The organism is Enterobacter cloacae complex sp. HYC003_NIDB, assembly GCF_056673375.1.
Genome location: NZ_CP114221.1, coordinates 250,373 through 274,893, shown reverse-complemented (window position 1 = coordinate 274,893; position 24,521 = coordinate 250,373). Strand labels below are relative to the sequence as shown.

The 24,521-nt window shown below is 45.4% G+C and carries 31 protein-coding genes and 2 pseudogenes; 14 read left to right on the top strand and 19 right to left on the bottom strand.

The window, feature by feature from the left end; genetic code table 11:
- Positions 1 to 23: 23 nt before the first annotated feature.
- From O1722_RS25025 to O1722_RS25010, 4 genes are all read right to left on the bottom strand, one after another.
- On the bottom strand, positions 24 to 530 hold the full coding sequence (locus tag O1722_RS25025) for a YrhA family protein (RefSeq protein ID WP_000654195.1): 507 nt from the start codon (positions 528 to 530) through the stop codon (positions 24 to 26).
- A 9-nt stretch (positions 531 to 539) separates the two neighbouring features.
- On the bottom strand, positions 540 to 1,601 hold the full coding sequence (locus tag O1722_RS25020) for an HNH endonuclease signature motif containing protein (protein WP_000902297.1): 1,062 nt from the start codon (positions 1,599 to 1,601) through the stop codon (positions 540 to 542).
- Between the two features lie 123 nt (positions 1,602 to 1,724).
- Positions 1,725 to 2,282, bottom strand: a complete 558-nt coding sequence (locus tag O1722_RS25015; RefSeq protein WP_001371950.1) for an HAD domain-containing protein — start codon at positions 2,280 to 2,282, stop codon at positions 1,725 to 1,727.
- An 82-nt stretch (positions 2,283 to 2,364) separates the two neighbouring features.
- Entirely contained in the window at positions 2,365 to 2,904 is a 540-nt protein-coding gene (locus O1722_RS25010) for a lytic transglycosylase domain-containing protein (RefSeq protein ID WP_000494968.1), read from the bottom strand.
- Between the two features lie 147 nt (positions 2,905 to 3,051).
- Here O1722_RS25010 and O1722_RS25005 point away from each other — a divergent pair, with 147 nt between their 5' ends.
- The 3 genes from O1722_RS25005 to O1722_RS24995 all read left to right on the top strand — a co-directional run bounded on the left by O1722_RS25005 (position 3,052) and on the right by O1722_RS24995 (position 4,674).
- Positions 3,052 to 3,801 carry a thioredoxin fold domain-containing protein gene (locus O1722_RS25005; RefSeq protein WP_000720274.1) on the top strand — a complete coding sequence of 250 codons (750 nt, stop codon included), beginning with the start codon at positions 3,052 to 3,054 and terminating at the stop codon, positions 3,799 to 3,801.
- A 24-nt stretch (positions 3,802 to 3,825) separates the two neighbouring features.
- A complete protein-coding gene (locus tag O1722_RS25000) occupies positions 3,826 to 4,218 on the top strand; it encodes a hypothetical protein (RefSeq protein WP_000843243.1) in 393 nt (130 codons plus the stop codon).
- Positions 4,219 to 4,413: 195 nt separating this feature from the next.
- Entirely contained in the window at positions 4,414 to 4,674 is a 261-nt protein-coding gene (locus tag O1722_RS24995; protein WP_001439466.1) for a hypothetical protein, read from the top strand.
- Between the two features lie 59 nt (positions 4,675 to 4,733).
- Here O1722_RS24995 and O1722_RS24990 read toward each other — a convergent pair whose 3' ends face one another.
- Complete coding sequence (locus tag O1722_RS24990; RefSeq protein ID WP_223230168.1) at positions 4,734 to 5,189, bottom strand: hypothetical protein; 456 nt, start codon at positions 5,187 to 5,189, stop codon at positions 4,734 to 4,736.
- Positions 5,190 to 5,451: 262 nt separating this feature from the next.
- Between O1722_RS24990 and O1722_RS24985 the strand changes: the two genes are divergently transcribed.
- Complete coding sequence (locus O1722_RS24985) at positions 5,452 to 6,261, top strand: DsbA family protein (RefSeq protein WP_000031378.1); 810 nt, start codon at positions 5,452 to 5,454, stop codon at positions 6,259 to 6,261.
- Between the two features lie 45 nt (positions 6,262 to 6,306).
- Here the strand turns inward: O1722_RS24985 and umuC are convergent, their stop codons facing one another.
- Both umuC and umuD read right to left on the bottom strand, forming a co-directional pair.
- Positions 6,307 to 7,560 (bottom strand): translesion error-prone DNA polymerase V subunit UmuC, encoded by a 1,254-nt coding sequence (umuC, locus tag O1722_RS24980; protein ID WP_001371894.1) that lies wholly within the window; start codon positions 7,558 to 7,560, stop codon positions 6,307 to 6,309.
- Positions 7,550 to 7,984, bottom strand: coding sequence for a translesion error-prone DNA polymerase V autoproteolytic subunit (gene umuD / locus O1722_RS24975; protein ID WP_000111290.1), 435 nt, complete (start codon positions 7,982 to 7,984; stop codon positions 7,550 to 7,552). The genes umuC and umuD overlap by 11 nt, the downstream gene beginning before the upstream one ends.
- Positions 7,985 to 8,309: 325 nt before the next feature.
- Here umuD and O1722_RS24970 point away from each other — a divergent pair.
- From O1722_RS24970 to O1722_RS24955, 4 genes are all read left to right on the top strand, one after another.
- Positions 8,310 to 9,007 (top strand): IS1-like element IS1B family transposase gene (locus tag O1722_RS24970; RefSeq protein ID WP_095033700.1). Its coding sequence is split into 2 segments (ribosomal slippage): positions 8,310 to 8,559 and positions 8,559 to 9,007, totalling 699 coding nucleotides; the frame shifts between segments, so codons are not numbered across the junction.
- A 287-nt stretch (positions 9,008 to 9,294) separates the two neighbouring features.
- Positions 9,295 to 10,209, top strand: coding sequence for an IS5 family transposase (locus O1722_RS24965; RefSeq protein WP_100185530.1), 915 nt, complete (start codon positions 9,295 to 9,297; stop codon positions 10,207 to 10,209).
- The gene (locus O1722_RS24960) at positions 10,191 to 10,406 is read left to right on the top strand and encodes a hypothetical protein (RefSeq protein ID WP_122966916.1); all 216 of its coding nucleotides are present in this window, start codon (positions 10,191 to 10,193) and stop codon (positions 10,404 to 10,406) included. The genes O1722_RS24965 and O1722_RS24960 overlap by 19 nt, the downstream gene beginning before the upstream one ends.
- A complete protein-coding gene (locus O1722_RS24955; RefSeq protein ID WP_236689843.1) occupies positions 10,303 to 10,692 on the top strand; it encodes a hypothetical protein in 390 nt (129 codons plus the stop codon). The genes O1722_RS24960 and O1722_RS24955 overlap by 104 nt, the downstream gene beginning before the upstream one ends.
- A gap of 50 nt (positions 10,693 to 10,742) precedes the next feature.
- Here O1722_RS24955 and O1722_RS24950 read toward each other — a convergent pair whose 3' ends face one another.
- The 4 genes from O1722_RS24950 to O1722_RS24935 all read right to left on the bottom strand — a co-directional run bounded on the left by O1722_RS24950 (position 10,743) and on the right by O1722_RS24935 (position 12,969).
- Positions 10,743 to 11,150, bottom strand: coding sequence for a hypothetical protein (locus tag O1722_RS24950; protein ID WP_001371904.1), 408 nt, complete (start codon positions 11,148 to 11,150; stop codon positions 10,743 to 10,745).
- 457 nt (positions 11,151 to 11,607) lie between these two features.
- Positions 11,608 to 12,279 (bottom strand): S1 family peptidase, encoded by a 672-nt coding sequence (locus O1722_RS24945; RefSeq protein WP_000285959.1) that lies wholly within the window; start codon positions 12,277 to 12,279, stop codon positions 11,608 to 11,610.
- Between the two features lie 44 nt (positions 12,280 to 12,323).
- A complete protein-coding gene (locus O1722_RS24940) occupies positions 12,324 to 12,629 on the bottom strand; it encodes a hypothetical protein (protein WP_001100610.1) in 306 nt (101 codons plus the stop codon).
- A gap of 22 nt (positions 12,630 to 12,651) precedes the next feature.
- Positions 12,652 to 12,969 (bottom strand): hypothetical protein, encoded by a 318-nt coding sequence (locus tag O1722_RS24935; RefSeq protein ID WP_000785965.1) that lies wholly within the window; start codon positions 12,967 to 12,969, stop codon positions 12,652 to 12,654.
- 213 nt (positions 12,970 to 13,182) lie between these two features.
- Between O1722_RS24935 and O1722_RS24930 the strand changes: the two genes are divergently transcribed.
- On the top strand, positions 13,183 to 14,586 hold the full coding sequence (locus O1722_RS24930; RefSeq protein ID WP_001567368.1) for an ISNCY-like element ISKpn21 family transposase: 1,404 nt from the start codon (positions 13,183 to 13,185) through the stop codon (positions 14,584 to 14,586).
- A gap of 28 nt (positions 14,587 to 14,614) precedes the next feature.
- Here the strand turns inward: O1722_RS24930 and O1722_RS24925 are convergent, their stop codons facing one another.
- Entirely contained in the window at positions 14,615 to 15,247 is a 633-nt protein-coding gene (locus tag O1722_RS24925) for a DUF6904 family protein (protein WP_001567369.1), read from the bottom strand.
- A 74-nt stretch (positions 15,248 to 15,321) separates the two neighbouring features.
- On the opposite strand from O1722_RS24925, the pseudogene O1722_RS24920 reads away from it, so the two are divergent.
- Both O1722_RS24920 and O1722_RS24915 read left to right on the top strand, forming a co-directional pair.
- Positions 15,322 to 15,693: pseudogene (locus O1722_RS24920) on the top strand (IS5/IS1182 family transposase); the annotation flags it as partial.
- Positions 15,694 to 15,724: 31 nt separating this feature from the next.
- Positions 15,725 to 16,693 (top strand): IS5-like element IS903B family transposase, encoded by a 969-nt coding sequence (locus O1722_RS24915; RefSeq protein WP_013815099.1) that lies wholly within the window; start codon positions 15,725 to 15,727, stop codon positions 16,691 to 16,693.
- 57 nt (positions 16,694 to 16,750) lie between these two features.
- On the opposite strand, the pseudogene O1722_RS24910 reads toward O1722_RS24915, so the two are convergent.
- From O1722_RS24910 to O1722_RS24880, 7 genes and pseudogenes are all read right to left on the bottom strand, one after another.
- Positions 16,751 to 17,110: pseudogene (locus tag O1722_RS24910) on the bottom strand (SulP family inorganic anion transporter); the annotation flags it as partial.
- A gap of 491 nt (positions 17,111 to 17,601) precedes the next feature.
- On the bottom strand, positions 17,602 to 17,877 hold the full coding sequence (locus O1722_RS24905; protein ID WP_000864986.1) for a hypothetical protein: 276 nt from the start codon (positions 17,875 to 17,877) through the stop codon (positions 17,602 to 17,604).
- Between the two features lie 140 nt (positions 17,878 to 18,017).
- On the bottom strand, positions 18,018 to 18,215 hold the full coding sequence (locus tag O1722_RS24900) for a hypothetical protein (RefSeq protein ID WP_001371914.1): 198 nt from the start codon (positions 18,213 to 18,215) through the stop codon (positions 18,018 to 18,020).
- A 986-nt stretch (positions 18,216 to 19,201) separates the two neighbouring features.
- Positions 19,202 to 19,459, bottom strand: coding sequence for a hypothetical protein (locus O1722_RS24895; protein ID WP_000637193.1), 258 nt, complete (start codon positions 19,457 to 19,459; stop codon positions 19,202 to 19,204).
- A 73-nt stretch (positions 19,460 to 19,532) separates the two neighbouring features.
- Positions 19,533 to 19,847 carry a hypothetical protein gene (locus tag O1722_RS24890; RefSeq protein WP_001005009.1) on the bottom strand — a complete coding sequence of 105 codons (315 nt, stop codon included), beginning with the start codon at positions 19,845 to 19,847 and terminating at the stop codon, positions 19,533 to 19,535.
- A gap of 47 nt (positions 19,848 to 19,894) precedes the next feature.
- Positions 19,895 to 20,791: a hypothetical protein gene (locus tag O1722_RS24885; protein ID WP_000975181.1), complete on the bottom strand. Its 897-nt coding sequence runs from the start codon at positions 20,789 to 20,791 to the stop codon at positions 19,895 to 19,897.
- 2 nt (positions 20,792 to 20,793) lie between these two features.
- On the bottom strand, positions 20,794 to 21,309 hold the full coding sequence (locus O1722_RS24880; RefSeq protein WP_000464825.1) for a thermonuclease family protein: 516 nt from the start codon (positions 21,307 to 21,309) through the stop codon (positions 20,794 to 20,796).
- 214 nt (positions 21,310 to 21,523) lie between these two features.
- Here O1722_RS24880 and O1722_RS24875 point away from each other — a divergent pair, with 214 nt between their 5' ends.
- The 3 genes from O1722_RS24875 to O1722_RS24865 are packed head-to-tail and all read left to right on the top strand — an operon-like array spanning position 21,524 to position 24,521.
- Positions 21,524 to 22,951 (top strand): DNA cytosine methyltransferase, encoded by a 1,428-nt coding sequence (locus O1722_RS24875; protein ID WP_000833380.1) that lies wholly within the window; start codon positions 21,524 to 21,526, stop codon positions 22,949 to 22,951.
- Between the two features lie 60 nt (positions 22,952 to 23,011).
- Positions 23,012 to 23,179, top strand: coding sequence for a hypothetical protein (locus tag O1722_RS24870; protein ID WP_000220758.1), 168 nt, complete (start codon positions 23,012 to 23,014; stop codon positions 23,177 to 23,179).
- 22 nt (positions 23,180 to 23,201) lie between these two features.
- On the top strand, positions 23,202 to 24,521 hold the full coding sequence (locus tag O1722_RS24865; protein ID WP_000078513.1) for a DUF1173 family protein: 1,320 nt from the start codon (positions 23,202 to 23,204) through the stop codon (positions 24,519 to 24,521).

Below are 24,521 nucleotides of genomic sequence, written 5' to 3'. Positions count from 1 at the left end.
GAAGTACCGCTCTTGCGGAACATTCAACTGACGGTTTGAATCAGTGAAGACAAAAATCTATCAAACTCTGTATGAGATTCAATAACATAATCAGTAGATGCTTTGTCTCTTATCTGAAAGCAGTCGTCTGCAAAACTATAAGCGAAAAGTGACATGCCATCTTCTCCGATTAACACCTTATCAGTGAGATTTGGGTCAACGTAGATTTCATTGTCTCGTGCTTCAAAGTTGCGTATGTAAATATTTGACCACAATAGATTTTCGTTCTCTGCCTGAACAAGGTTATAAAACGTAAGTCCGTTGTACTCAAAACCATCCATAGCATTAAACACTTGGGCATAATCAAGCCTGGTTTTAATGAGTTTCTGTATATCTATATAGGCGCTCTTTTTGTGATCTGCCCACTCCACTGGAGGCGGATTGCAGATTAAGTCTTTCAAGACTTCCGGGGCTACCGGGCTGGCTAAAGGGTAGTGATCTGCAACCATCAACCTCTTTAAGCTGCTGAGTAGTTGAGTTAAATCTTTCATGAGCGCCTCTTACTTTCCTACCGGGTAGATAACACCGTTCGGCGATGGCCATAGAACTTTGGTGCTTGAATTATACGGTAGATCCTTCGTAATGATGGATTGTGCTTTCGACAGTGCTGAATGGTATGGTGAATTCTGAATAAGTACCAGGTTGTCTATAGCGTTTGTGCCACCATCATCAAGAGGGATCTTGTGGTGAACCTGCCACCCAGAGGGGACCTTGCCTGTTGCAAGTTTCATCAAATCGTTAGGTTCAAACGTAGCCAGGGCATCTGGGTGGTCTGAAAGTGATTTAAGGAAGTTAGGGCGTACAGTATTGTTGAATTGTCCACGGAGAGCTAAATATTCAGCTCTGTCTCGGCGCATGTAGTTCAATTCGCTAACATTCATATCATCGAGCAAAACGTGTGCTTTTTTGTACTTGCCGAGATAACTTGTCAATTCATCCGCAGACCTTGGATTTCGGATAACCAGAAGTGAAGCCGCTGCAACCAGCATACCTGAAGTTGTTTCGTTCAATACCTGGTCATAGCCTTCAACAGCTTCGCCGCCAAGTTGTTCAGCCGTATGTCGAAATCCCTCCACATTTCCATTATAAAGCCCGCCAGCTGCGAGAAGACGACCAGCCGCTTTGGAATTAATGGTTTTTGTTGATTGGGCGTGCTGTGCTGGTGTCGTTGATCGAACGTAATACCCCGGGCGTTTCAACTGACGAGAGATGATATCGCGCAGACGGGTAAAGAGGGACAGGGGCAGGTCATTGCGTAGGTTGCCATTTGATATAACCCCCGGCCCGGCATTGCCGGTTATGTCTTTTCTAAGCAGAACGATCTTACCGTATCTGATGTCGTCAAGCGTATCGCGGTAAGCGAGCCAGGGGCGTTGATGGTGGAACTGGTGATACCGGCTGACAAACTGTGTATATCCCTGCGGTAAATTCCATTCCTGAATAATCCGGTTTGGCAGGGCGGTATCTTCGAGGTCATGTACCGCCGTGGCCGGATGTATGATGTGGGGAATATCCTCAAGGTATATGTCATCCAGTGACTTAGCCTGACAGTGATGCAGCATAATGTCCCTTTCTTGTCGAATTCATATGAGACATTATTGCGTATGGTATAAAACAATCAATCCTAAAGTGGATGGGCGTACGAGATCAGCAGTGACAGGGTAAAAGGAAAGTTACTTTGTTCATCAGCGTCCCATGAGCTGATGGTACCTTGCGTTAAGAGCTGCAAGGTCAGATTCGGTGAGGCCCGTGTAATAATCGGTTTTGTGCAAATGCGGATAACCGGCCGGAAATAATGATTCGTCGTCATCAAGGCAGATAAATGCTTTAACTCGATGTGAAAAGACAAAGTCCTCACACTCGGCAGCCCGCACACCAGTCTGTCCGTGTTTTAAATATACCGAACCGGTTGCACCTATGATTTTGTCTCTATAAGGCACCCGGAACAGAGATTTCAGATAACTTGTATTAGCGCACTCACGCCATGAGCTGGAGATAACAATCACCATGGCAGGGCAGTTATCCAGCAATTTCTCTAACAGTGGCATTCGCTCAAAGGTTTCATTTTTACACCTGTGGCAAACCCCATCGAAATCTAAGAAAAGCACGACATGCGAATCAGGGAGAGGGGCCCATAAACCAGCTGTTGTTTCTTCATGAACACATACTTCTTCATGATGAGGGTTTTTCTGGATCAAGAAAGAAGAGAGAATCTTAAATAAATTTCTTGCAGAAGAAGACAATATATTACTCCTGAGTCAGTGTGAAATATTTGTGGTGGTTTACCCAAGCCACTCGATGATCTTCTGTAATATCGGGTTGTATTTATTTAACAACAGGAGTCGGGTTTTGCTCCGGGACATTTTTAGCTATATGGCCATTGTATCGAGGAGGTTGCTGGGTCCATTGATAAAGCTCACCCATCCCGTTACGCTGCTGGATCCGGCGATTGTACTTTACCATGAAGTTAAATATGTACTTTGCACGTACCTTTGGGGTTTTGCTGTTGTAATCTGCAATCCCTTCAAACACATTGCCCTTGCGATCAACAATTTTTCTATAGAGCCACCATGTTCCAACCCAGAAACTTGCGCAAGCATCGTAAGCCAGAACCCGCCACGTTACCGTCGGGAAATGCTTTTTTATTTCAGGTAGATTGGATGAGTTGATCTGCATTGGGCCAATATCATAAGTGCCGTTAGTATTCCTGCTGAAAGTACCAACCTTACCGCCTTCATTGTCAAACAACGTAAAAACCAGTTCAGCATCAATTCCGAAGTAGCGGGCGGCATCCGTAATGCACTGAGTGTAAATCTCATCAGGAACGGGAATAGGTTTCACATCATCTGCTGGTGGTGTAAACACAACGATTTCTCCACTGAATCTACGTTTTATCTATTCTCCCATATATCTATCGACTTTCTTTCGGCTTTACCCGTTGATTTAAGCGTTTAAGCAAAATTCTGGAATTTTGGGGCGTGATAATATTAGTGCTCGATTTAAGGAGCGGAAATGAAAAAAATTATTAAGGCATCGGTATTACTTCTTTCATTAAGTACCGCCTTCACGATGAATGCCGAGCCGGTTAATACAATGGTACTGCCAGATGCAGCCCGGGATAAGCTCAAAGCCATTGGGCTTTCAATCGAGCACGTCGAACCCTCGCCAGTAAAAGATATTTTTACGGTGATTTCCAGGGAGGGGGTAAGTTACGTGAGCAAAGACGGAGATTACATTTTTACCGGAAGCTTATTCCACGTGAAAGGTAAAGATGTGGTAAACACCACTGAGCAGGCCATTTTAATGGGCGTCCGGGAATTCGCATCCAAAACAAAATCCATCGACTACAAATCACCAAACGAAAAATACCGGCTTGCTATCTTTACCGATATAACCTGTGGATACTGCCAAAAACTGCATCATGATCTGAAGTCTTATCTTGATGCCGGTATTTCGATTAAGTTTCTTGCATTCCCACGTGCAGGACTGAACTCGGTAGTAGCCGGGAACATGGCCAAAATCTGGTGTTCAGCAAAGCCAAACGAAGCTCTGGATGCAGCGATGAATCCGGTTTCAACTATCCCGGAAGGACGTCCTGATGAGGCTTGCTTAAACATTATCAAATCGCATTTCCAGGTGGCCTCAACAATCCCGCTGCAAGGTACTCCTACCATGGTGACACTAAGCGGCAAACCGCAGTTATTTACGGGGTGGCTGAGCCCGGAAAACCTGGTGACCCAAATGGGCGCTGCGCAAAAGTAACTTTTCCGACTGTAAGAGGTGTGTATGAAATCTACTTTACTGAGTACGTTAATGCTGGTTGCTGTAGGTGTACAGCCCGTTTTCGCTGCACAATGTCAGTACGGAGCCTGTGGAACGGAAAACGATCCCGGAATCGGATTTCTGATGTCATCGGTACAAATGGATAAAGGTGAACATCTAAAGGAACTCTCTGGTGTTGCGACCACAGGTGACACCATCTCTAAAAAGATGGAAAGCTACCTGGGAAATAAAAAGCTCAAGGTAAACACCGACAGTACCCGCAAGGGGCCGGGTAATACCACCATCAGGCCTACAGATGAGCTCGCCCCAACGAGGCAACTAAAAGTTATCCGGCCCGAACTGGTAAAAAATCCCGATTCGCAGCTCGTGGTAGCTTTCAATGAGCGCCTGGCCTGATTTATTGACTGAGAGCGTCCAGAAGGAAAAAAGATGTCGATACTCAGTAGCTTCGTCATCAGAGCAACGGGGATACCTGACAAAAAGTATCTCCGGGATCCCGTAATAAAACGTTGTTATAAACGTCTGAGTCGTAGGGTGCCTGCTCTAATGACGGGGTGGCTTCTGTGCATTCTGGGTTCAGGGTATGTCAGTATGGCACTGGAACAGCCTGATAGCACTGTATTACTCAGTCTGCTGCTGTTGTATGTTATGTCAGGCATTTTACTGATGCAGTTCCAGTATATGTATTCAGAGCGAAGCATAGGCTACAAGTTCTACCTGGAAGTGCTTATGAATGCAGCTGCCAGTACTCAACATAAAGAACAGTTACAGTATCTGTTCATTAATAAGCCCAATTCCATCACGATGGGCGATCTTTACCGACTTTATGATTTTAATGGGGGAGGGCGATAGCCACGTTAATGTGCGTGTCCAAAAGTCACTTTTGAACATTCTCTTCCCGCCGTCTGCTTTCAGTTCCAGGGGATCACTGCAACATAATTTCCGGAACGCAGCGGCGCATCAAATTTATCAGTAAAGGCGTCGATCATTGCTGAATAAGCAATGCTGTCTGACGGCACAGGTGCATTGCTTTGCATACTCACTTTCAGAACCTGCTTTGCTCCTTTCGCTGACGGGTATACCTCGACATCCAGCTGTCGCATATAGTGCATCTGCGACATCGTCTCAGTGCCTATTACCCCATCGACTGGCTTGTAGTCATAGTCAGTATGCAATTCGCCATGCTTGTCAGTTCTCGTTGTCTTTTTATCTACAACGTAGCCTGTCACCCCAGTAAGAAGCTGCTCGCTATACTGCATGTTCTCCTGTGAGCTGCTGATTCGGAACCTGAGCACATAATCTGGCTGGTGAGTGGAAATAATGACTCCTTTTTTTGCTAATCCATCAGCAAAACGGCCTGAAAACATTCTGGACTGAATACTTTCGTCCGGAGGGACTATCTGAAACCTTTTATTTGTAACAGGACGAGGCATTAGATCGTACGCATCTACCTGGTTTGCGAAATGATATCCGCATCCACTCAAAAGCATTGCGGTTGTGAGTATAAAGCCCTGCCTAATCATCCTTTAATCTCCAAAAAGCATTGTTTCACGAATAATTCCGATTTACCGGGCCAGTATAATCCATCGCAGGTTAATAACTAACAGGCTGAAAAGCATAAAGGTAGCTATGTCTAAAGAATTTTATTTAAAACCGATGGCCACGATTTTAATTTCTGCGGTTATTGCTACCGCTGCCTCGGCGTTAATCACGGCAACTTATTTTAAACCGAAGGTGCTCAGTGAGGAAGAAATTGGCAAAATTGCCGCTACTTACCTGGTAAAAAATCCCCATTATTTAGTGGAAGCAGGTAAGGCGCTGGAAAATCAGAACGTGAGTGCCTCAGTGGAACGAATAATTCCATATGCGCCAGCTCTGCTGGATACCAAGGAGACGCCAAACATCGGCCCTGATGACGCCGACGTCGCGGTAATCGAGTTCTTCGACTATCAGTGTATTTACTGCATGCGGGTTACACCTGTTGTTGAATCGGTAATGAATCAGAGCAAAGATGTAAAATTCTTCTTTAAAGAATTCCCGATTTTTGCCGGTTCAAAACCTGTATCTGCCATGGGGGCCGCTACGGGTCTGCACGTCTATCAGAATTTCGGTGCTGAAGCCTATCGTAAGTACCACAACAACCTGATGGCTGTGGCTCATACCTTCATGACCTCTCAACGCAAATTCGAACTCACTGACTTTAATACTGTGGTGGAAAAGTCAGGGTTTAACAGCACGTTTTCTGACAGGGAAAAAAACCGGTATGAAAACGTGATCTCCGGCAATATGCAGCTGGGCGAAGCGCTCGGGATCACCGGCACACCCGGTTTCATCATTATGAATATGAAAAAGCCGAATGCGGCGACTACCACATTTATCCCCGGGGCTATGGACGCAGCAACTTTGCAGGGCGCAATCGAAAAAGCTCGCGGGGCCTAAAGTTACTTTCACATTTGATGAGTACGGCCATGCCGGTCATGGCCGCTACGCTTTTACAACGAGTAATTCATCCCAGCGGGTCGTATATCTCGGTGATAGCATGGCCTGCTTCATACGAAAATCCTGTTGAATGCCTTCCCCCAGTAAAAACAGAGCTCCGCGCTTTTCTTTATTGAACCGGTCCATAACTTTCATCAGTGCCTGACTGCCAGGCCTGGCCGGGCGAGTATCAAACAGGCTGAGTTGCTCTGTGCCGTCAGTCATAGCGGAGAGCATTACCCCTGCTTTCGCATACGCTATCCCGGGTCTGTAAATGCGGTTCAGGATGGTCATGGCTGCATCAACCAGATCGCGGGTGTCCTGTGTAGCGGTAAGCGGCTCGATACCACAATTGCTGTAGCGGTTTTCACCTTGCGCATAATTGCTACTCTGAATGAAGACTGTGATTTGACGGGTCCACGAGCCATCCTTGCGCAGCTGCTCTGCCGCCCGGGCGGTAAAAAATGAAACTGCCTCATGTAGCTTGCCTATCTCATTAAGGCGCTGACCAAAACTTCTGGAAACGATAATCTGTTGCCTGACAGGAGGAGACTCGTGCAGCCGGAAACATGGTTCGCCATGCAGTTCCCGCCAGGTACGCTCGATTTCAACGCCAAAGCTTTTACGTAAAAAGCGAACGTCGCTATTATAAAAATCACCGGCAGTGATGATCCCGAAAGCCGACAGGCGTTCACTAATCTTTCGACCAATACCCCATATTTCTCTGGTACTGATCAGGCTCAGGAGCTTCCTGATCCTGGCCTGATCAGTCAAAACTACAACCCCGCCTGTAGCTGCCCATCGTTTGCTCGCATAGGTGCATAATTTAGCGAGGGTTTTGGTGCTTGAACAACCCACACCACAGGTAAGGGACAGATTATGAAGAAGTGTACTTCTGATCAACCGGCCGTAATCTTCATAATCTATTATCTTGTTCATGTTTTTCAATAACATGAAATTTTCATCTATGCTATATCGACTCGATTGAGGCGCGAAGCTTTCCAGCGTTTCATGGAAGCGATTTGAGTAGTCTTCATACAAAGTAAAGTTAGAGCTCCGGACTTCGATCCGGTGTTGCTGAATCAAATCCCTGCACTTAAAAATTGGGGTCCCACGCTTAATACCAACGCTTTTAGCCAGTTTATTCATTGCAATGACGGACGAATCGTTATTGCTGGCTATGATGAGCGGCTTTTTTGACAGCTTGGGATCCATCGCACACTCAAATGCCGCATAGGCTCCGTTAATATCAACGTGCATGTACATGGCTGAACTGATTCAGTGCAAAGGTGACGACGCCCCATATCTCAAGGGATTCAGGATTTACACGTATCGGCTTATAGGCTGGATTAGAAGGCATCAAAAGCAGCTCAGGATACGTGTGTAAGATCTTTACCGTAAACTCTCCATCCACCAGCGCAACGACGATAGAGCCGTGTCGTGCTGTTAAAGACCGATCCACAACCAGTATTGCTCCATCATTGATACCGGCATTGATCATACTGAGGCCCGCCGCCCTGACAAAGAAGGTTGAGGGGCGGTTGCGGACTACATATTCATGCAAATTTAATTCATTATCTTCATGCCCGGCGCACGGACTCATCACTCCACAGCTTAGTAAATCACTGAAAAAAGGTGCCATTTCGTAAGGCTTGTTGCTAATGTGCTCAAGGATAACAGACATAGCTACACTCGAATTCTTGTACTGTATGTATAAACAGTATTGCGAGTTGAAGAGAAAAGATCAAATCTCTCCGGTAACGCTATCAAGCCTGACGAAAAATTAAGCTTTATCATAAACATCAAAAACCATCTTTTACCGATAATGGCGAGCTGGCCTACGAAGAAGGTATACAAGCTAGGATGAAAGGATTCTGATGCTCCTCCCACCAAATTTTTTATCTCCTGAAGACCAGGCTGAGTACGATGCTTATATGGCAAGGTTCAGCGAGGTGGTGATGCTGCCAACTTACTGATTTAGTGTATGATGGTGTTTTTGAGGTGCTCCAGTGGCTTCTGTTTCTATCAGCTGTCCCTCCTGTTCAGCTACTGACGGGGTGGTGCGTAACGGCAAAAGCACTGCCGGACATCAGCGCTATCTCTGCTCTCACTGCCGTAAAACATGGCAACTGCAGTTCACTTACACCGCTTCTCAACCCGGTACGCACCAGAAAATCATTGATATGGCCATGAATGGCGTTGGATGCCGGGCAACCGCCCGCATTATGGGCGTTGGCCTCAACACGATTTTCCGCCATTTAAAAAACTCAGGCCGCAGTCGGTAACCTCGCGCATACAGCCGGGCAGTGACGTCATCGTCTGCGCGGAAATGGACGAACAGTGGGGATACGTCGGGGCTAAATCGCGCCAGCGCTGGCTGTTTTACGCGTATGACAGGCTCCGGAAGACGGTTGTTGCGCACGTATTCGGTGAACGCACGATGGCGACGCTGGGGCGTCTTATGAGCCTGCTGTCACCCTTTGACGTGGTGATATGGATGACGGATGGCTGGCCGCTGTATGAATCCCGCCTGAAGGGAAAGCTGCACGTAATCAGCAAGCGATATACGCAGCGAATTGAGCGGCATAACCTGAATCTGAGGCAGCACCTGGCACGGCTGGGACGGAAGTCGCTGTCGTTCTCAAAATCGGTGGAGCTGCATGACAAAGTCATCGGGCATTATCTGAACATAAAACACTATCAATAAGTTGGAGTCATTACCTAGGAGAGTTCAATCACTCAACGCCTTTTACATCTCATTTTATTTATATCACCGACTATCATAAAGATAATACATGGATGATTTCACTTTCGCAGGAGGATTTTAATACAACCAAAATTTTAACATCGTTAAGTCTAGGGAAGGTGCGAACAAGTTCCTGATATGAGATCATCATATTCATCCGGAGCGCATCCCAGAGGGACATCATGAGCCATTAACTCACCTTCGCCGATAGTGAATTCAGCACTAAGCGCCGTCAGACCCGAAAAGAGATTTTCCTCTCCCGCATGGAGCAGATTCTGCCATGGCAGAATATGACCGCTGTCATCGAGCCGTTTTATCCCAAGGCGGGCAATGGCCGACGGCCCTATCCGCTGGAGACCATGCTGCGTATTCACTGCATGCAGCATTGGTACAACCTGAGCGACGGTGCCATGGAAGATGCCCTGTACGAAATCGCCTCCATGCGCCTGTTTGCCCGATTATCCCTGGATAGCGCCCTGCCGGATCGCACCACCATCATGAATTTCCGCCACCTGCTCGAGCAGCATCAACTGGCCCGTCAATTGTTCAAGACCATCAATCGCTGGCTGGCCGAAGCAGGCGTCATGATGACCCAAGGCACTTTGGTGGATGCCACCATCATTGAGGCACCCAGCTCTAGCAAGAACAAAGAGCAGCAACGCGATCCGGAGATGCATCAGACCAAGAAAGGCAATCAGTGGCACTTTGGCATGAAGGCCCACATTGGTGTCGATGCCAAGAGTGGCCTGACCCACAGCCTAGTCACCACCGCGGCCAACGAGCATGACCTCAATCAGCTGGGTAATCTGCTTCATGGAGAGGAGCAATTTGTCTCAGCCGATGCCGGCTACCAAGGAGCGCCACAGCGCGAGGAGCTGGCCGAGGTGGATGTGGACTGGCTGATCGCCGAGCGTCCCGGCAAGGTAAAAACCTTGAAGCAGCATCCGCGCAAGAACAAAACGGCCATCAACATCGAATACATGAAAGCCAGCATCCGTGCCAAGGTGGAGCACCCGTTTCGCATCATCAAGCGGCAGTTCGGCTTCGTGAAAGCCAGATACAAGGGGCTGCTGAAAAACGATAACCAACTGGCGATGTTATTCACCCTGGCCAACCTGTTTCGGGTGGACCAAATGATACGTCAGTGGGAGAGATCTCAGTAAAAACCGGAAATAACGCCAGAAATGGTGGAAAAAATAGCCTAAATAGGCTGATTCGATGTGTTTGCGGGAAAAAAATCGGCCCAGATCCGCGAAATTTTAATCAGCGAGTCAGCTTGGGAAGAAATGACCTGCTTATTCGCACCTTCCCTAGATGCCTGTGTATCCATGCTCGGAAAGATACTAAAAAAAATGTCTAACAAAAACGGTATCTCACAAACGGAAGAATCTGAATTCGCATTTCTTTTAACAAACTATATTAAACAGACTTTGACTTTTAGAGAATGGCAACGCAATGCTGACGGAAATCAACGACTGCACTTTCTTATTAATATCTACGGTGCAAAAGAAGACGGTGGCGAAGTGGTTTTAAGACCATTTATTGTAAATCCTGATGAATTAATGCTTACTCCAGCGGATGTCGTTGAATTTAATTCGCAGGTTATCAACGTTGATCGGCAGCGTCATCCTGAGTGGTTCCGTTAACTGGTCACAAGGGTTAAGAGCCTGAAAGGCTGCGATAGTGTATACGCAGCCTATTCTGTATAGCCGTCGCGTAATAATTGTTCTAAATGACTATCGACCGTTTCCTGATCACCAGGAATATATCGTGGCCATCCTGTTATATCGTTGACGCGTTTCACTATGTATGGATGAAACCCAAACTGCTCGGAAGTGATGTCAATATAATATTGCACTTCTTCGAAGTTCAATTCACACCAATAATGGCCAAAGCCACCACTCTCTGTAAATATACCGCCATCATCTGCACCGTTACCCCCACGAACAACAGCATCTAGACCTTTAGTTTTTGCTAAATAACATACAAGATAGCTTGCAAAAAGGCATGTGCCTTTCGTCTTCTTTGTGCCGCACTCCGTCAAAACTGAAAGTAGCTTTTCATGCGCCACTCGTGCAATGCCTGATACCAATTCCGGGGACATGTCTGCTCCAATGAAATTATTAGATCGACTTAAACAGGTAATATGTAATTAGGCATTACGATAAGTCGTGCCCTATTGGTTGGTACATCGTAAGAAAAGTAACTTTTCTAATCCCAGCCTGCACTCCGGGAATGCTTCTAACCTGAATAAATCACGGGGGCAGTGCTGGATACTTGTCAACTGTATTTGGATTCACAGGCTAACTATTTTTATACAGTTTAAGTGAATAAAACTTACTTAAAGCAGCGAACCACGCCGAAAGTGTAATGAGGAATACCGCCAATTCATCAGAACCATTTTTGATAGCACTGAGTAGAGCGATTAGTCCAAGGAACACCGAAAGAAAGACTAGTATTGCGGGTAAAAGTTTATACATGATAGACGTTCCTTTTAAAGGTTCAGATAGGTAGACCAACGCAGATAACGTCGGAATTGCCTGTTGTAAGATTACGCTCATTTAATTATTTTTATAACCTATGAATCCGCGTATAATTTCATTTGTAGTAATCTTCGTAATATATATCTGATAGACATTGATCTTTTTAATGTCTTGTTGACTCACAACACCATATAAGCAACTCTTAGATTGGTTTAACACAGCGCTTCCACTAACTCCATTTTGATAAAAAGCAGTCAAACCATCAGAACCAACTATTCCTTTATAATAGTAGGTTGAGTCGGGGGAAGCATACGTATTTGAAAGCGTATTATACATTCCCGATAGAACCCAAACAGACTCACCTGGAGCTAGAACATTATCACATACTGGAAGCTTCCAATTAGGTGGGGCTTTGACAATAGTATTTTTTTCTACTTTTAAAAGAGCGAGGTCCCGGTTCTTAGGATCATCAATATTGATAACTGTTGCTGGTTGGCTCCCATTCCTTGTTATTATACTTAGACTATAATCCTTGCTTGCATCAAGCCATAAATGTGAAGCTGTAAGAATATGTTGTTCATCGATCCAAGTACCTGAGCCGGAGATTGTCTTATTTCCAGACTTGATTTGAATTTTTACAGCTGAGTCCGAAAGCTCAAAATCATTGTGGTGCATACTTTGTTTATGAGGATTATCGGTGGAACAAGCAGAAATCAGTAAGGCTGAAAGAGCTAAAACCTTTCTATACATAGTCAGTTTCCTTCGAATAAGGCGAGTTTGGTTTCTAGAATATTTTATCCAGCGAGGAATTCTTCTAACGTGCTATCTTGGTACTGGGGATATATCTGCTTCATCATGCCAAAAGCAGCAACCGCTACGCTTTCTAAGTCGGAATAGAATTTAGGCTCCGTATTAAGATCATCACCATTCTTCAGAACGCCCTCGAAGCAGCTATAATCATTTCCGAACTCTTGAACAATAATCCAGCGCCCATCACGGAAACCTACGAGCATAACCGCTGAATTAGGATAGTCGCCAGCAGGCGTTAGCCAATCAAAGTGATAGTGCTTTATCGTATCATATTTCAGATGTACATTCATTATTCCTCCGTTGGCGATTACATTATTTGAGTTTTTTCATGGACTCTAAAGAAGCGAGGTAGGAATTATAGCGATCACCAAATTTTTCTTTCGCACGCTTAACGCGCATTTTCTCCGCGAGCTCAGTCTTGTTTTCTGCCTGGTAGGTCCTATTATTTTGCGTCTTTACTTCGGCCCCTGGGCCTGCTGCGTACGTTTTGTTTTTCTCGCTAATACACGCTCGGCATTTACTCTTGAGGCCAAACTTGCCCTTGAGCTCTTTTCCAAACTGTTCAAAGGGTTTAACTTGCTGACATGATTTGCATTTTTTAAAGCCCGGGGGGAGGTAGGTGTCAGCCATGAGCTGCTCCAGTAGGTATTGATTATAGGTGATTTTAACTTAAAGACGACGTCACTTTCAAATAAATCGACTACTTAACGCTGATCTTACATAATATACATTATACGTACTAAGGTTGTAATGGCTCAATAGTAATGTCCGCCTGTGGCTCAATTCAGATGTCCGCGCTATGGTAAGCTTCACTGGTCCGTTTAAACTACCGGGAGGCATATCATGAGCGCAGAAAGCTCAGGAGTGTTTACTTTGAAAGAGATCAACCGGATCAAGATTATACAGGACGTCATTGAACGTCGCATCACAACGCGCCGTGCGGCCGAGCACCTCGGTATCAGCGACAGGCAATGCCGCAGACTTCTTGCCCGTTACCGTGAAGGCGGACCGCTTGGTATGGCCAGCAGACGATGTGGCATGCGTGGTAACCGCCAGTTGCCACCCGGGCTCGCAGATCAGGCTCTGGAACTGATCAAGACGCGTTATGCTGATTTCGGTCCGACTCTGGCGCGTGAAAAGCTCGAAGAACTCCACGGACTGTTTCTTGGCAAAGAAACTGTCCGGCGCATCATGGTGCGGGCTGGCTTATGGGTTCCCCGTAAACAACGTGCCGCAAGGATCCCTCAACCACGGTACCGGCGTCCGTGTACTGGTGAGCTGATACAAATAGATGGCTGTGATCACGACTGGTTTGAAGGCCGTGGCCCGGCCTGCACCGCGCTGGTCTATGTTGATGATGCAACCAGCAAACTGATGGAACTGTTGTTTGTTAAATCGGAGTCCACGTTTTCTTACTTCGAAGCCACGCGGCGCTATATCGATAAGCATGGTAAACCGCTGGCACTGTACAGCGATAAAGCCGGTGTTTTTCGTGTTAACAATAAACACGCCACAGGCGGAGACGGGCATACTCAGTTTGGGCGAGCCATGCATGAACTGAACATCCAGACTATCTGTGCAGAAACCAGTCCCGCCAAAGGGCGTGTAGAACGAGCTCACCTCACTTTACAGGATCGTCTGGTCAAAGAGCTGCGGTTACAGGGCATTTGTTCAATGGAGGCTGCAAATGACTTCGCTGAGGCCTATATGGCTGACTATAACCGCCGTTTTGGCAAAGTACCGCGACATGATTTTGACGTACACCGTGCTGTAGAACATGATGAGGACCTGGGGCTTATTTTCACTGTTCGTGAAAAACGTAAAGTCTCAAAATCGTTGACGATACAATATGATAAAATGTTGTACCTGATTGAAGACAGCGAACTGAGTCGCCGTGCAATAGGTAAATATATCGATGTGTATCACTATCCTGATGGCAGAAAAGAGCTGCGCCTGAACGGTACGCTACTTCCCTACTCTACCTACGACCGACTGTCAGAAATCGACCAGGGCGCGATTGTCGATAACAAGCGTCTTGGCCGAACCCTGGAGTTTATCAGTCTGGTGCAGAGCAAGCGGGATAACACGCGCTCTCAGTCAATTCCCGCTGGAGATGGCCCTTCCCGACGACGGCCAAAGCAGGAAGGGAAGAAATCCCAGCGCTCACTGGATAATGATGACATGCTCGAAGCACTCAAACAGCTTCAGTCACGTTCAGAGGACATTTTTGGTAAAAGAGCCCGCTGATGGTACTCACTGGCCGGACAGTGGTTGCTCACCAGTTGATATTGTCCGGCCAGACCCATGATGTATTATTCATTTCGTTCAGCATCTTTATGTCCTGCTTTTCACGGGCATACTTACCCCATAATGAATGAAAAGAACGAACAATACTGATTAACTGCTTTTTTCTTTGCTCCGGAGATAGGCTGATAAAATAGCAGCACCTGCTGTCAATATTATCCTCAATGAAATTAAAATCAGAGTCTGATGCATATTTTACTGTTAGCATAATATCATTCGACGTTGTTCTCTCAGACTCTGTTAATGCTGATTCTATCAGGTATTCAAAGGCATACATGACAGACAGCTGGTTTTTGTCTGTCTGAATATAACCCATTGAGTTTCTGAGTATTGAGGACTGTACCAGGACCAGAGGCCATAAAAGCTCAACACCATAAAGCTTATATGTATCATGTTGATCATACTGATGTTGCTCAACACGACGATTACCTTCCCGTGCTTTACGAATATCATAGGCAAGGGATAACATAAATCCGTCTTTAACTTTAATCAGTGGGCTTTCATCCACGATGTAATGAATGAGTTCATGTAATTCATTCAGGGCTTCTGAATCTCCCCACAGTATAAAACCTGCATTGTTCGGCGTTAACTCGTATCGAAGCATGGGCTCAATCATCCTGTTGTTTCAGTCGGAGGAAAGTCTATCGGCTTTGTTGAATAAATCGAACTTTTGCTGAGTTGAAGGATCAGATCACGCATCTTCCCGACAACGCAGACCGTTCCGTGGCAAAGCAAAAGTTCAAAATCACCAACTGGCCCACCTACAATAAAGCCCTCATCAACCGTGGCTCCATAACTTTCTGGCTGGATGATGAAGCTATTCAGGCCTGGTATGAGTCAGCAACACCTTCTTCACGAGGCAGACCTCAGCGCTATTCTGACCTTGCCATCACGACTGTGCTGGTCATTAAACGCGTATTCAGGCTGACCCTGCGCGCTGCGCAGGGCTTTATTGATTCCATTTTTTCTCTGATGAACGTTCCGCTACGCTGCCCGGATTACAGCTGTGTCAGCAGGCGGGCAAAGTCGGTTAACGTCAGTTTCAAAACGGCTTTGTTGAATAAATCGAACTTTTGCTGAGTTGAAGGATCAGATCACGTATCTTCCCGACAACGCAGACCGTTCCGTGGCAAAGCAAAAGTTCAAAATCACCAACTGGCCCACCTACAATAAAGCCCTCATCAACCGTGGCTCCATAACTTTCTGGCTGGATGATGAAGCTATTCAGGCCTGGTATGAGTCAGCAACACCTTCTTCACGAGGCAGACCTCAGCGCTATTCTGACCTTGCCATCACGACTGTGCTGGTCATTAAACGCGTGTTCAGGCTGACCCTGCGCGCTGCGCAGGGCTTTATTGATTCCATTTTTTCTCTGATGAACGTTCCGCTACGCTGCCCGGATTACAGCTGTGTCAGCAGGCGGGCAAAGTCGGTTAATGTCAGTTTCAAAACGCCCACCCGGGGTGAAATCGCGCATCTGGTGATTGATTCCACCGGGCTGAAGGTCTTCGGTGAAGGCGAGTGGAAAGTCAAAAAGCATGGCCAGGAACGCCGCCGTATCTGGCGTAAGCTGCATCTCGCCGTTGACAGTAAAACACATGAAATCATCTGTGCAGACCTGTCGCTGAACAATGTGACGGACTCAGAAGCCTTCCCGGGTCTTATCCGGCAGACTCACAGAAAAATCAGGGCAGCATCGGCAGACGGCGCTTACGACACCCGGCTCTGTCACGATGAACTGCGGCGTAAGAAAATCAGCGCGCTTATCCCGCCCCGAAAAGGCGCGGGTTACTGGCCCGGTGAATATGCAGACCGTAACCGTGCAGTGGCTAATCAGCGAATGACCGGGAGTAATGCGCGGTGGAAATGGACAACAGATTACAACCGTCGCTCGATAGCGGAAACGGCGATGTACCGGGTAAAACAGCTGTTCGGGGGTTCACTGACGCTGCGTGACTACGATGGTCAGGTTGCGGAGGCTATGGCCCTGGTACGAGCGCTGAACAAAATGACGAAAGCAGGTATGCCTGAAAGCGTGCGTATTGCCTGAAAACACAACCCGCTACGGGGGAGACTTACCCGAAATCTGATTTATTCAACAAAGCCCCACTGAGCGTGAAACAAAACGCATCAGCCCGCCAAGCTTCAGATATCCGGCTATCAGCTGGAATACCCCGGTCAGTATGGAGGCAGCCAGTAAATACTGTAAGCCATGATCTTTCACCAGCGTCACCATCAGGAGAGCCATTGCACCGGTGGAGGACGAAATCATCGCCGGACGTCCGCCAAAGAAGGCCATAACGAGAGGAATACAGAACGCCGAGTAGAGGCCCACCTGGGGATCAACACCGGCGATAATGGAAAAGGCGATCGCTTCTGGAATGAGTGCGAGCGCGACAACAATACCGGCCAGAACGTCACCACGGACGTTACCCAGCCAGTCCTTACGCGTCGAGGACAGCAACATAGTAATTTCTCAGTTTTTAGATACAGTCAGCCCTGGAGGGCTACATTTTTACGTACGGTAAAGCACATCCGCAGACGGGATGTTATTGAGTGCGTGCTGAGGCTTGCTCAGTACGACAGAGGAAGGAAAAACTCAGGGTGGCGTAATACGCATAGCGGTTGTCAGATTCTCCATAGCGGATGTGTATATATTGTCGGCTCTGTTGTCAGGAAGAACTTACAGAACACGTCGCGTTTGAACATGAAACACTTCAAAGCAGCCCAATACTACAAATAAAGCGAATACGGGGTCAACCCAACAAGGTACTCAAACGAAGAGGTTAAGATGCGATTTTTATCCAGGAATTCAATATTATCAAAGGACATTTGAACTTTGCCCCACCCCGGACATCTCTACTTAGCTTTGACATAAGTTATTGATTCATATGTGGTTATTTTTTAACATTTACGTTTCACGTACTGATAGATTGCCTTTGAAGCCAACGCTGACCGTCATTCATCTTGATCAGGAATTTGGGCATCTTCTAAAAACACCTTTGTACGGTAATCATCTTTCCAGCCTAACCAAACTGAATCTTCACCACCGGAAGAAACAACTTTACGGTTTCCTGTGAGATTATCAGCCTGTTCTAAGCATATTGACTGCATATCAATGAGCAAATCAGCTTCTGCGACTTCCGTGCCGCCGATCGTTTCATAGCCGGAAATCAGAACAATTGCCTCAGGGTCTCTTTCGTTCAGCATGGCGATCAACTCTTTCACTTTCATTTTAAGATACCAGTAGTTTATTTGTGTGCATTGCTGATGGATTTTATAGTGCTGCCGACCTTTTTCAAGGTGCTTCCGTTGCTTCCAACGATCATGCTAACGACCTTGTTGTCTGACCTGGTATTGCCGTGGTCATCCTTTTAGAGAAATGCTCCAAAGATCAACATGGCGGCATAGGTTTTCCAGCTTGACCAATCAATCGTGGAACCAAGCAACAGATAGAATGCCAGGGCTACCAGCCCCAGCTTTACTACTAGCGCGATTATTATGGTGAAGATAGACTCATCGCGTTCGCCTTTAAGTATTTTATACCGCGTAATTAAACTGTCGTTTTTCATGTAGCATCCGTTATAGTTATTAAAGTCCTGCATTAGAAGTTGTTATTTGCCGAAGTTACCTTGTATGAGTTAACTGTGGATCCAAAAATACAAAATATAAGCTGTGCCAATTGAAAGGATTAGAAAAGCACAGTTACTAATAAAATCTACTAATGCTTGTAGCTTCTTTATTCTCACAATTGCTGGACCGTGTTCAGTAGAGGTACTACTCAGCCCTTTTGTTCTGGCACTCTCTGCTTTTCTGAAAAAATTGTAATGCAATCCTGACCGCAAGCAAAACCATGCCAAACCAGTCGTTATTACGATATTTATGTAGAAAGCATATTGAATCATTTGTTCAGTTTCGAAGCTTTCCATTGAAAACCCTTTGTTGAAATGTTGAATAAAATTATTTTTAGTAAATGTAAGCAATAAATAGAACGAATATTAATAGTGAAAGATGCAATGCCAACATCTGCTTATGATGCCTTATGAGGATTTCTTCCTTCGCATTCATTAAATCGTACATCTCATCAATATTTTTATTGCTGGTATATTCGAGACGTTCATCACGAAGTAATTTGAACTTTACCAATACGACAAGTGATTTAATAATAAAGCTCGTAAGCATAACAGTTATAGACAAAAATAAAAAATAGGCCAAATTCATATATCACTCCATGGAGATTAATAGAAAAATTTATAATAAGTAATCTCATAGAGCATTACTTGAATCTTCTTCCCATACTAAGGACTCACCGAGAAACTTAGTTAAAGATGATTTGGCATACTGTGGTTCGGAAAAAAAACGTGGGAACCAGCCGTCAAAGCTTTGGGTACCATTGTGACGATTTTCAGGCGAGACTGATAAGCGGTACCCGTCTTCGTAAGGTGAAATGCTAAATGTGTATCCATCATCTGTCTTTGAGATCAGCGTTTTGCATGTCATATGACTGTTTGCTCACAAAGTTACTTTTCTAAGATATCGAAAAGTGTGGATTAGATCATCATTCAGATAGTCTTTTCATCACAAACTTTCCTGCCCACATTATCACAATTATAAAGGTAATAAAACCGATCTGCTCCCAACGTAAATTGGTTTGCTGTTCGGAATCATCCAAATGAATTGCATAAATGTAACATCCGAAGGTAAGCGTGAGTGGAACAACAAGCATCCCTACCTTTTTAGTAATATTTCCAATAAACCACCAATAAAGAACCCAGGAAATAATAGAAGAATAAAAAATTGCTTCTGAAACTATCATATGTAACCTCTTGAATTAGTCGATGCTGTGGGTAAATAAACCCGGACCGTCAAATGATGCAATTGCAAAATATTTAGTAACCATGAATCCTTCGGTTATCTATTTCAGCCATGTATGCAGTAGGCTTTTTTAAGAGATAGATTGGTGAAACGACATTCGTTTTGACTTTATAAGCCAGAATGAAAACACCTGCGGAGCTTGCCATAAGTACCGCAAGAAGAATAGATACCGTTAACTCCTTTGGTGTTTGTATCACCGAAAGAAGAAACAATGCGCTTATGGCTGCAAAAATCCAGCAATATAATGATGCATCCATAAAACCAGCTACAACACTCGATCCAAAAAAAAACCAAAATAAACTTATTAAGATTACTGAGTTTTCATTCATGTCTGTTCCTTGTTATTACTAATTATATTATGCTTTATAGTTGACCGTCAGACTACCCACGGGTTTTGACGAACAAAGTCACGCACTCCATTTATACATGCTTTTGAGATGACTTCAAAATAAGGATGGTTTGATGGAATCATATTCCCGGTATTATCAAGAAGCATAATAGTCCCTAAAGACCGAACCAGTTGATATTCATTGAGCTTACGCTTTAGCAAAGTTTGCAATCTATAAATTGTCTCACCGGAACTGTTACCTTCGATACCTACAACAGAGACCGTACAGTTCACTTCCTGATTATCAGATTGATAATCGAACCAGTAATTTTCGTTGCAATTTCCTTTTTGCGCATGCTCAATTTTGCCAGGCCATTTTACCCATAAAGAAGAGTTGTTTTTAGATCGTAAGATCTGCTTCAGCGTTTCCAATGGATTTTTTTCATCAACCTCAGACCAGGCCGAAATAAATTCTTTCTGCATTGCCTTAGGGTCTATAACGGCAATGAAATCAAATTCCTCTTTATTGATAGAGTTGGCTCGATCTTTGAGATAAAACAGACCGAGTTTATATCCCTTTTCACTTTTCCAGTTTGCTCCCACAGGCTGATAGTCTGTATTTATAAACGGTTTGAAAGTGTGAGTGTCGGGAGAAAAAATTACTGAGGGTGCCAGCACCCGGCCTCGGTATCGTATTGGATTTACAAATATTTTTTCCCCGTCACATAACATTTCAATAATTGCTTTTGTCACAACTACTGAAATAGAAGGTCTACATGTATTTTGATTTATTTCCCCGAGGTGCGCCAAACTTCCATCCTCACTCTTCAACACCTTTGTAAGGCAAGTCGGGCAATACTGTTGATCTCTATAATAAACAGGCATGGTTAGACGACCGGAATCGTTTAGTACCAACTGAAGTAACGGATGAGGCTCTTTCATCATGGTTATTTCTTCCCTTTCACCTTTCTGGGCTTTTCGTTTGCCTGTCTCCACTGCCATGGTGGGACAGGGTTGGTGTCTGCCCATAACCCTTTTGCCTCCTTTTGTGCTGCGGATTCATATTTGATATAGCCAGGGACAATGGCGTTATCTTCGAACCGATAAACCCACGCATATCCACTGTCCACCATAGAGGCATTGATATCATATCCATCTAACCAGATGGTACCTAACATACGGCCATAGATATCCGTACCATGGTCTATCACGGTAACGATTTTAGTTGCTATAGCTGTGGTTAAGGCCTGTTTTGCTTTTTGGCCAAAAGCCTGTTTAGATTCAGGAGCGTCTATACCATACATCCGTATTTTGATGGTTGTGTTTTGAGCATCCAACGCAGTTATGGTGTCACCGTCAACAATCTTAACCACCTTTGCCTCAAAAGTTGTTGAGTTCCCCCAGGACGCCACTGGGAATACAACAATCATGATGGGCAAAAGTAACTTTGTAAAAAAAAACATCATTTCACCTGAATTTGTTGAGTACAGACATGTATCCACAAGCCTATTTACAGGCAGTATTTTAACAAGTCATTATTTCATGGGCGGGCTTAAAACCAATCTTTTTGCAACTTAAAGGCAGAATAATCACAATAAATTTAGAACCTGAACCAAAAAATAATCCAAATTAAGCGTGTTAATCTATCTCAAAGATATTATTCCTGAGAGAGTTTGGATGAAACGTTACACTCATGATCTTGAGACAGACCTGAATGATGTGGATAAAACACCATCTCTGATCCACAAAACTTTGTTAACAGCTTCGACTATTTATGACCTGAAATATCTGGCTCAGGTATTAAATGATGAAAATGGCAGTAATTGGTCCCGTGCATCCCTTAAACGTCAGGTTACATGCATACCTGAGCATTGTGATCTGAGTATCGCAGATGGACGCTATCTACAGACTTTAATACCTTCACGACCTGCTGATTATGAGGACAGGCACTTTAGCTTTATCGATCTGTTTGCAGGGATAGGTGGACTGCGAAGCGGATTTGATGCCATCGGTGGTAAATGTCTTTTCACGAGCGAATGGAATACTTATTCCAGCCGTACTTACCGGGCGAACTGGTATTGCGATGAGAACGAGCACCGCTTCAATTCAGACATCCGTGACATCACTCTTAGCAACCGGCCCGAGGTTACTGATGACGAGGCATACAAATTTATCGATGCCTCTATCCCGGATCATGATGTTCTTCTTGCGGGATTTCCATGCCAGCCATTCAGCATCGCCGGTGTCAGTAAAAAGAACTCTATGGGTCGCAAACACGGTTTCGAGTGCGACACTCAGGGTACGCTCTTCTTTGATGTGGCCAGGATCATCCGGGCAAAACAACCTGCAATTTTTGTTCTGGAAAACGTAAAAAATCTGAAGAGTCACGATAAGGGTAATACCTTTAACATCATCATGAAAACGCTCGATGAGCTTGGCTACGACGTCGCAAACAGCGAAAGCACGGGCGCGGATGATCCTAAAGTCATCGATGGCCGTCATTTCCGACCCCAGCACCGTGAACGTATCGTCCTTATTGGTTTTCGCCGCGACCTACGTCTGAAAGACGGTTTTACTCTGAGAGATATTAAAGACTTTTATCCGGACAAGCGCCCTTCTCTCTCAGATTTACTGGATCCGAGCGTAGATAGTAAATACATCCTCTCCCCTAAACTCTGGGAGTACTTATACAACTATGCAAAGAAACATGCGGCAAAAGGCAATGGTTTTGGTTTTGGACTAGTAGATCCTTCCAATGTTAATAGTGTCACCAGAACCCTCTCAAGCCGCTATATGAAAGACGGATCTGAAATTCTTATTGATCGGGGCTGGTCTCATGAGCTGGGAGAAACTGATTTCCATAACACATACAACATGGACCGTCGGCCACGCATGCTAACGCCACGTGAATGCAGCAGGCTAATGGGCTTCGATAAACCCGGGGAAAGTGTTTTCCGTATCCCTGTGTCCAATACACAGGCTTACAGACAGTTTGGGAACTCCGTGGTCGTTGATGTCTTTGCGGCCGTCGCCAAACTGCTGAAGTCTCGAATTGAATTTGCAGCCTCCCAGCGCTTGCGGCAGTTTTACGACGAAGTCAGCTGACCTGAGCTCCTTCATCAATTTAAATGCTTAAGATTGTTGTAATAATGTCAGAGGTCAACCATGACGTATTTCGAATCAGCTGAAGGTGAGACGGTATCTAAAGAACGAGCATTACAAGAACTGTCCAGGCATTGCGTTCCCGAAACAGATTTCGAAGAATTCTTTAGCGACATGGGCGTAAAGGAACAGTATGACGCTCAGGAAGTGTTGCTTTGGTTGGGATATTAAACTTCCTGTTTAGGAGACTACTATGAGCCAAAAATTCGCAGTGATGATTGCTTACGACGACGATCCAAACGTCAAAAGGTACTCACCTGACTTTCAAACGCAGGATGAGTTTGCTAAAGGGTGGCAGTCGGCTCTTAAAAAGGCACACCACACCTCAGGTCAAAAATCAGTCATCACCTGCGGATGTCGTGGAAAAGGAGAAAAGCGACTTTATGTTCGTGCTTTACCGAACGGTGATGCCTTTATTCTCGTCAAAGCCGCTAACACGGGCATTGAGCATGATCCTTCCTGTGTATTCTTCTCCCTTGATGCCCGGCATACCGGCCTGAAAGGATATGCGAGTGGTGTGGTCCGGATTACAACCGAAGGTGATATGGCTGTAAGGCTCGGTATCGGTATGACAGAGAAAGATCCTCCTGAAAAATCAGAAGTGCCTCCCCTGCCCCATGTTCAGCGACCAGAAGGAGGTCAGGCCTCAATGACCCTCCTGGGCTTGCTTAGTCTTTTGTGGACAGAGTCTGGTCTGAATGTCTGGTACCCGAAAATGGCAGGGAAACGTAACGATTCACTGGTACGGTATCGTCTGCTTGAAACCGCTAAACAAATTCGTACCGGCAGAGCCTGCATAGGTGACCATTTATTCATTGGTGTACCTGACCCGAAACAACCTGTCGCTCAGTCGCAAATTCAGCGTCTTTCATCACAGGCGATGAGTGATAAACGTCTCATGCTCCTGTCAGTTTTACCTCGCTACGATGCTGAAAAGCATGAGAAGCCACTTAAATTTTTACCCCTGCGGAATTTTGGGGGGCTACCGCTGATTTTTTTCAATTCAGAAGGCCATTGGGATAGCGTAAAGAAACGATTTTCATCGGAGTACGCAGCATGGAAATCCGGGGCGAAAATAGTTGTCTTTGCGTTGACGTCACCAGCTGCGGTAACCGGCAGAGGCCCTTCTGTAAGAGCTCATCAAATTGTGCTGATGCACGTTAGCGAGAACTGGATACCTCTGGACTCCTCCTATGAGGCGGTTGTTGCAGAAAAGCTGGATGCAGAGCACCGGCAGTACGTTAAGCCCATGCGTTATGATGCGAGTATTAGTGAGGTGTTCCCTGACTTCTACCTGCTCGACACAAAAAGCGATAAGCCGTTCCCGATGGAAGTATTTGGTATGGCCACTCCTGCTTATCTGGCCCGAAAGCAACTCAAAAAAGATTATTACAACCGTGAATATGGGCCTTATGGATGGTGGCACTGGGATGCGACCACAGCATCTGAAACTATGGTGCTGCCTCATTTTCCAGAATCACGTAAACCTCTTTCAACTGGCACACCTGCTTAA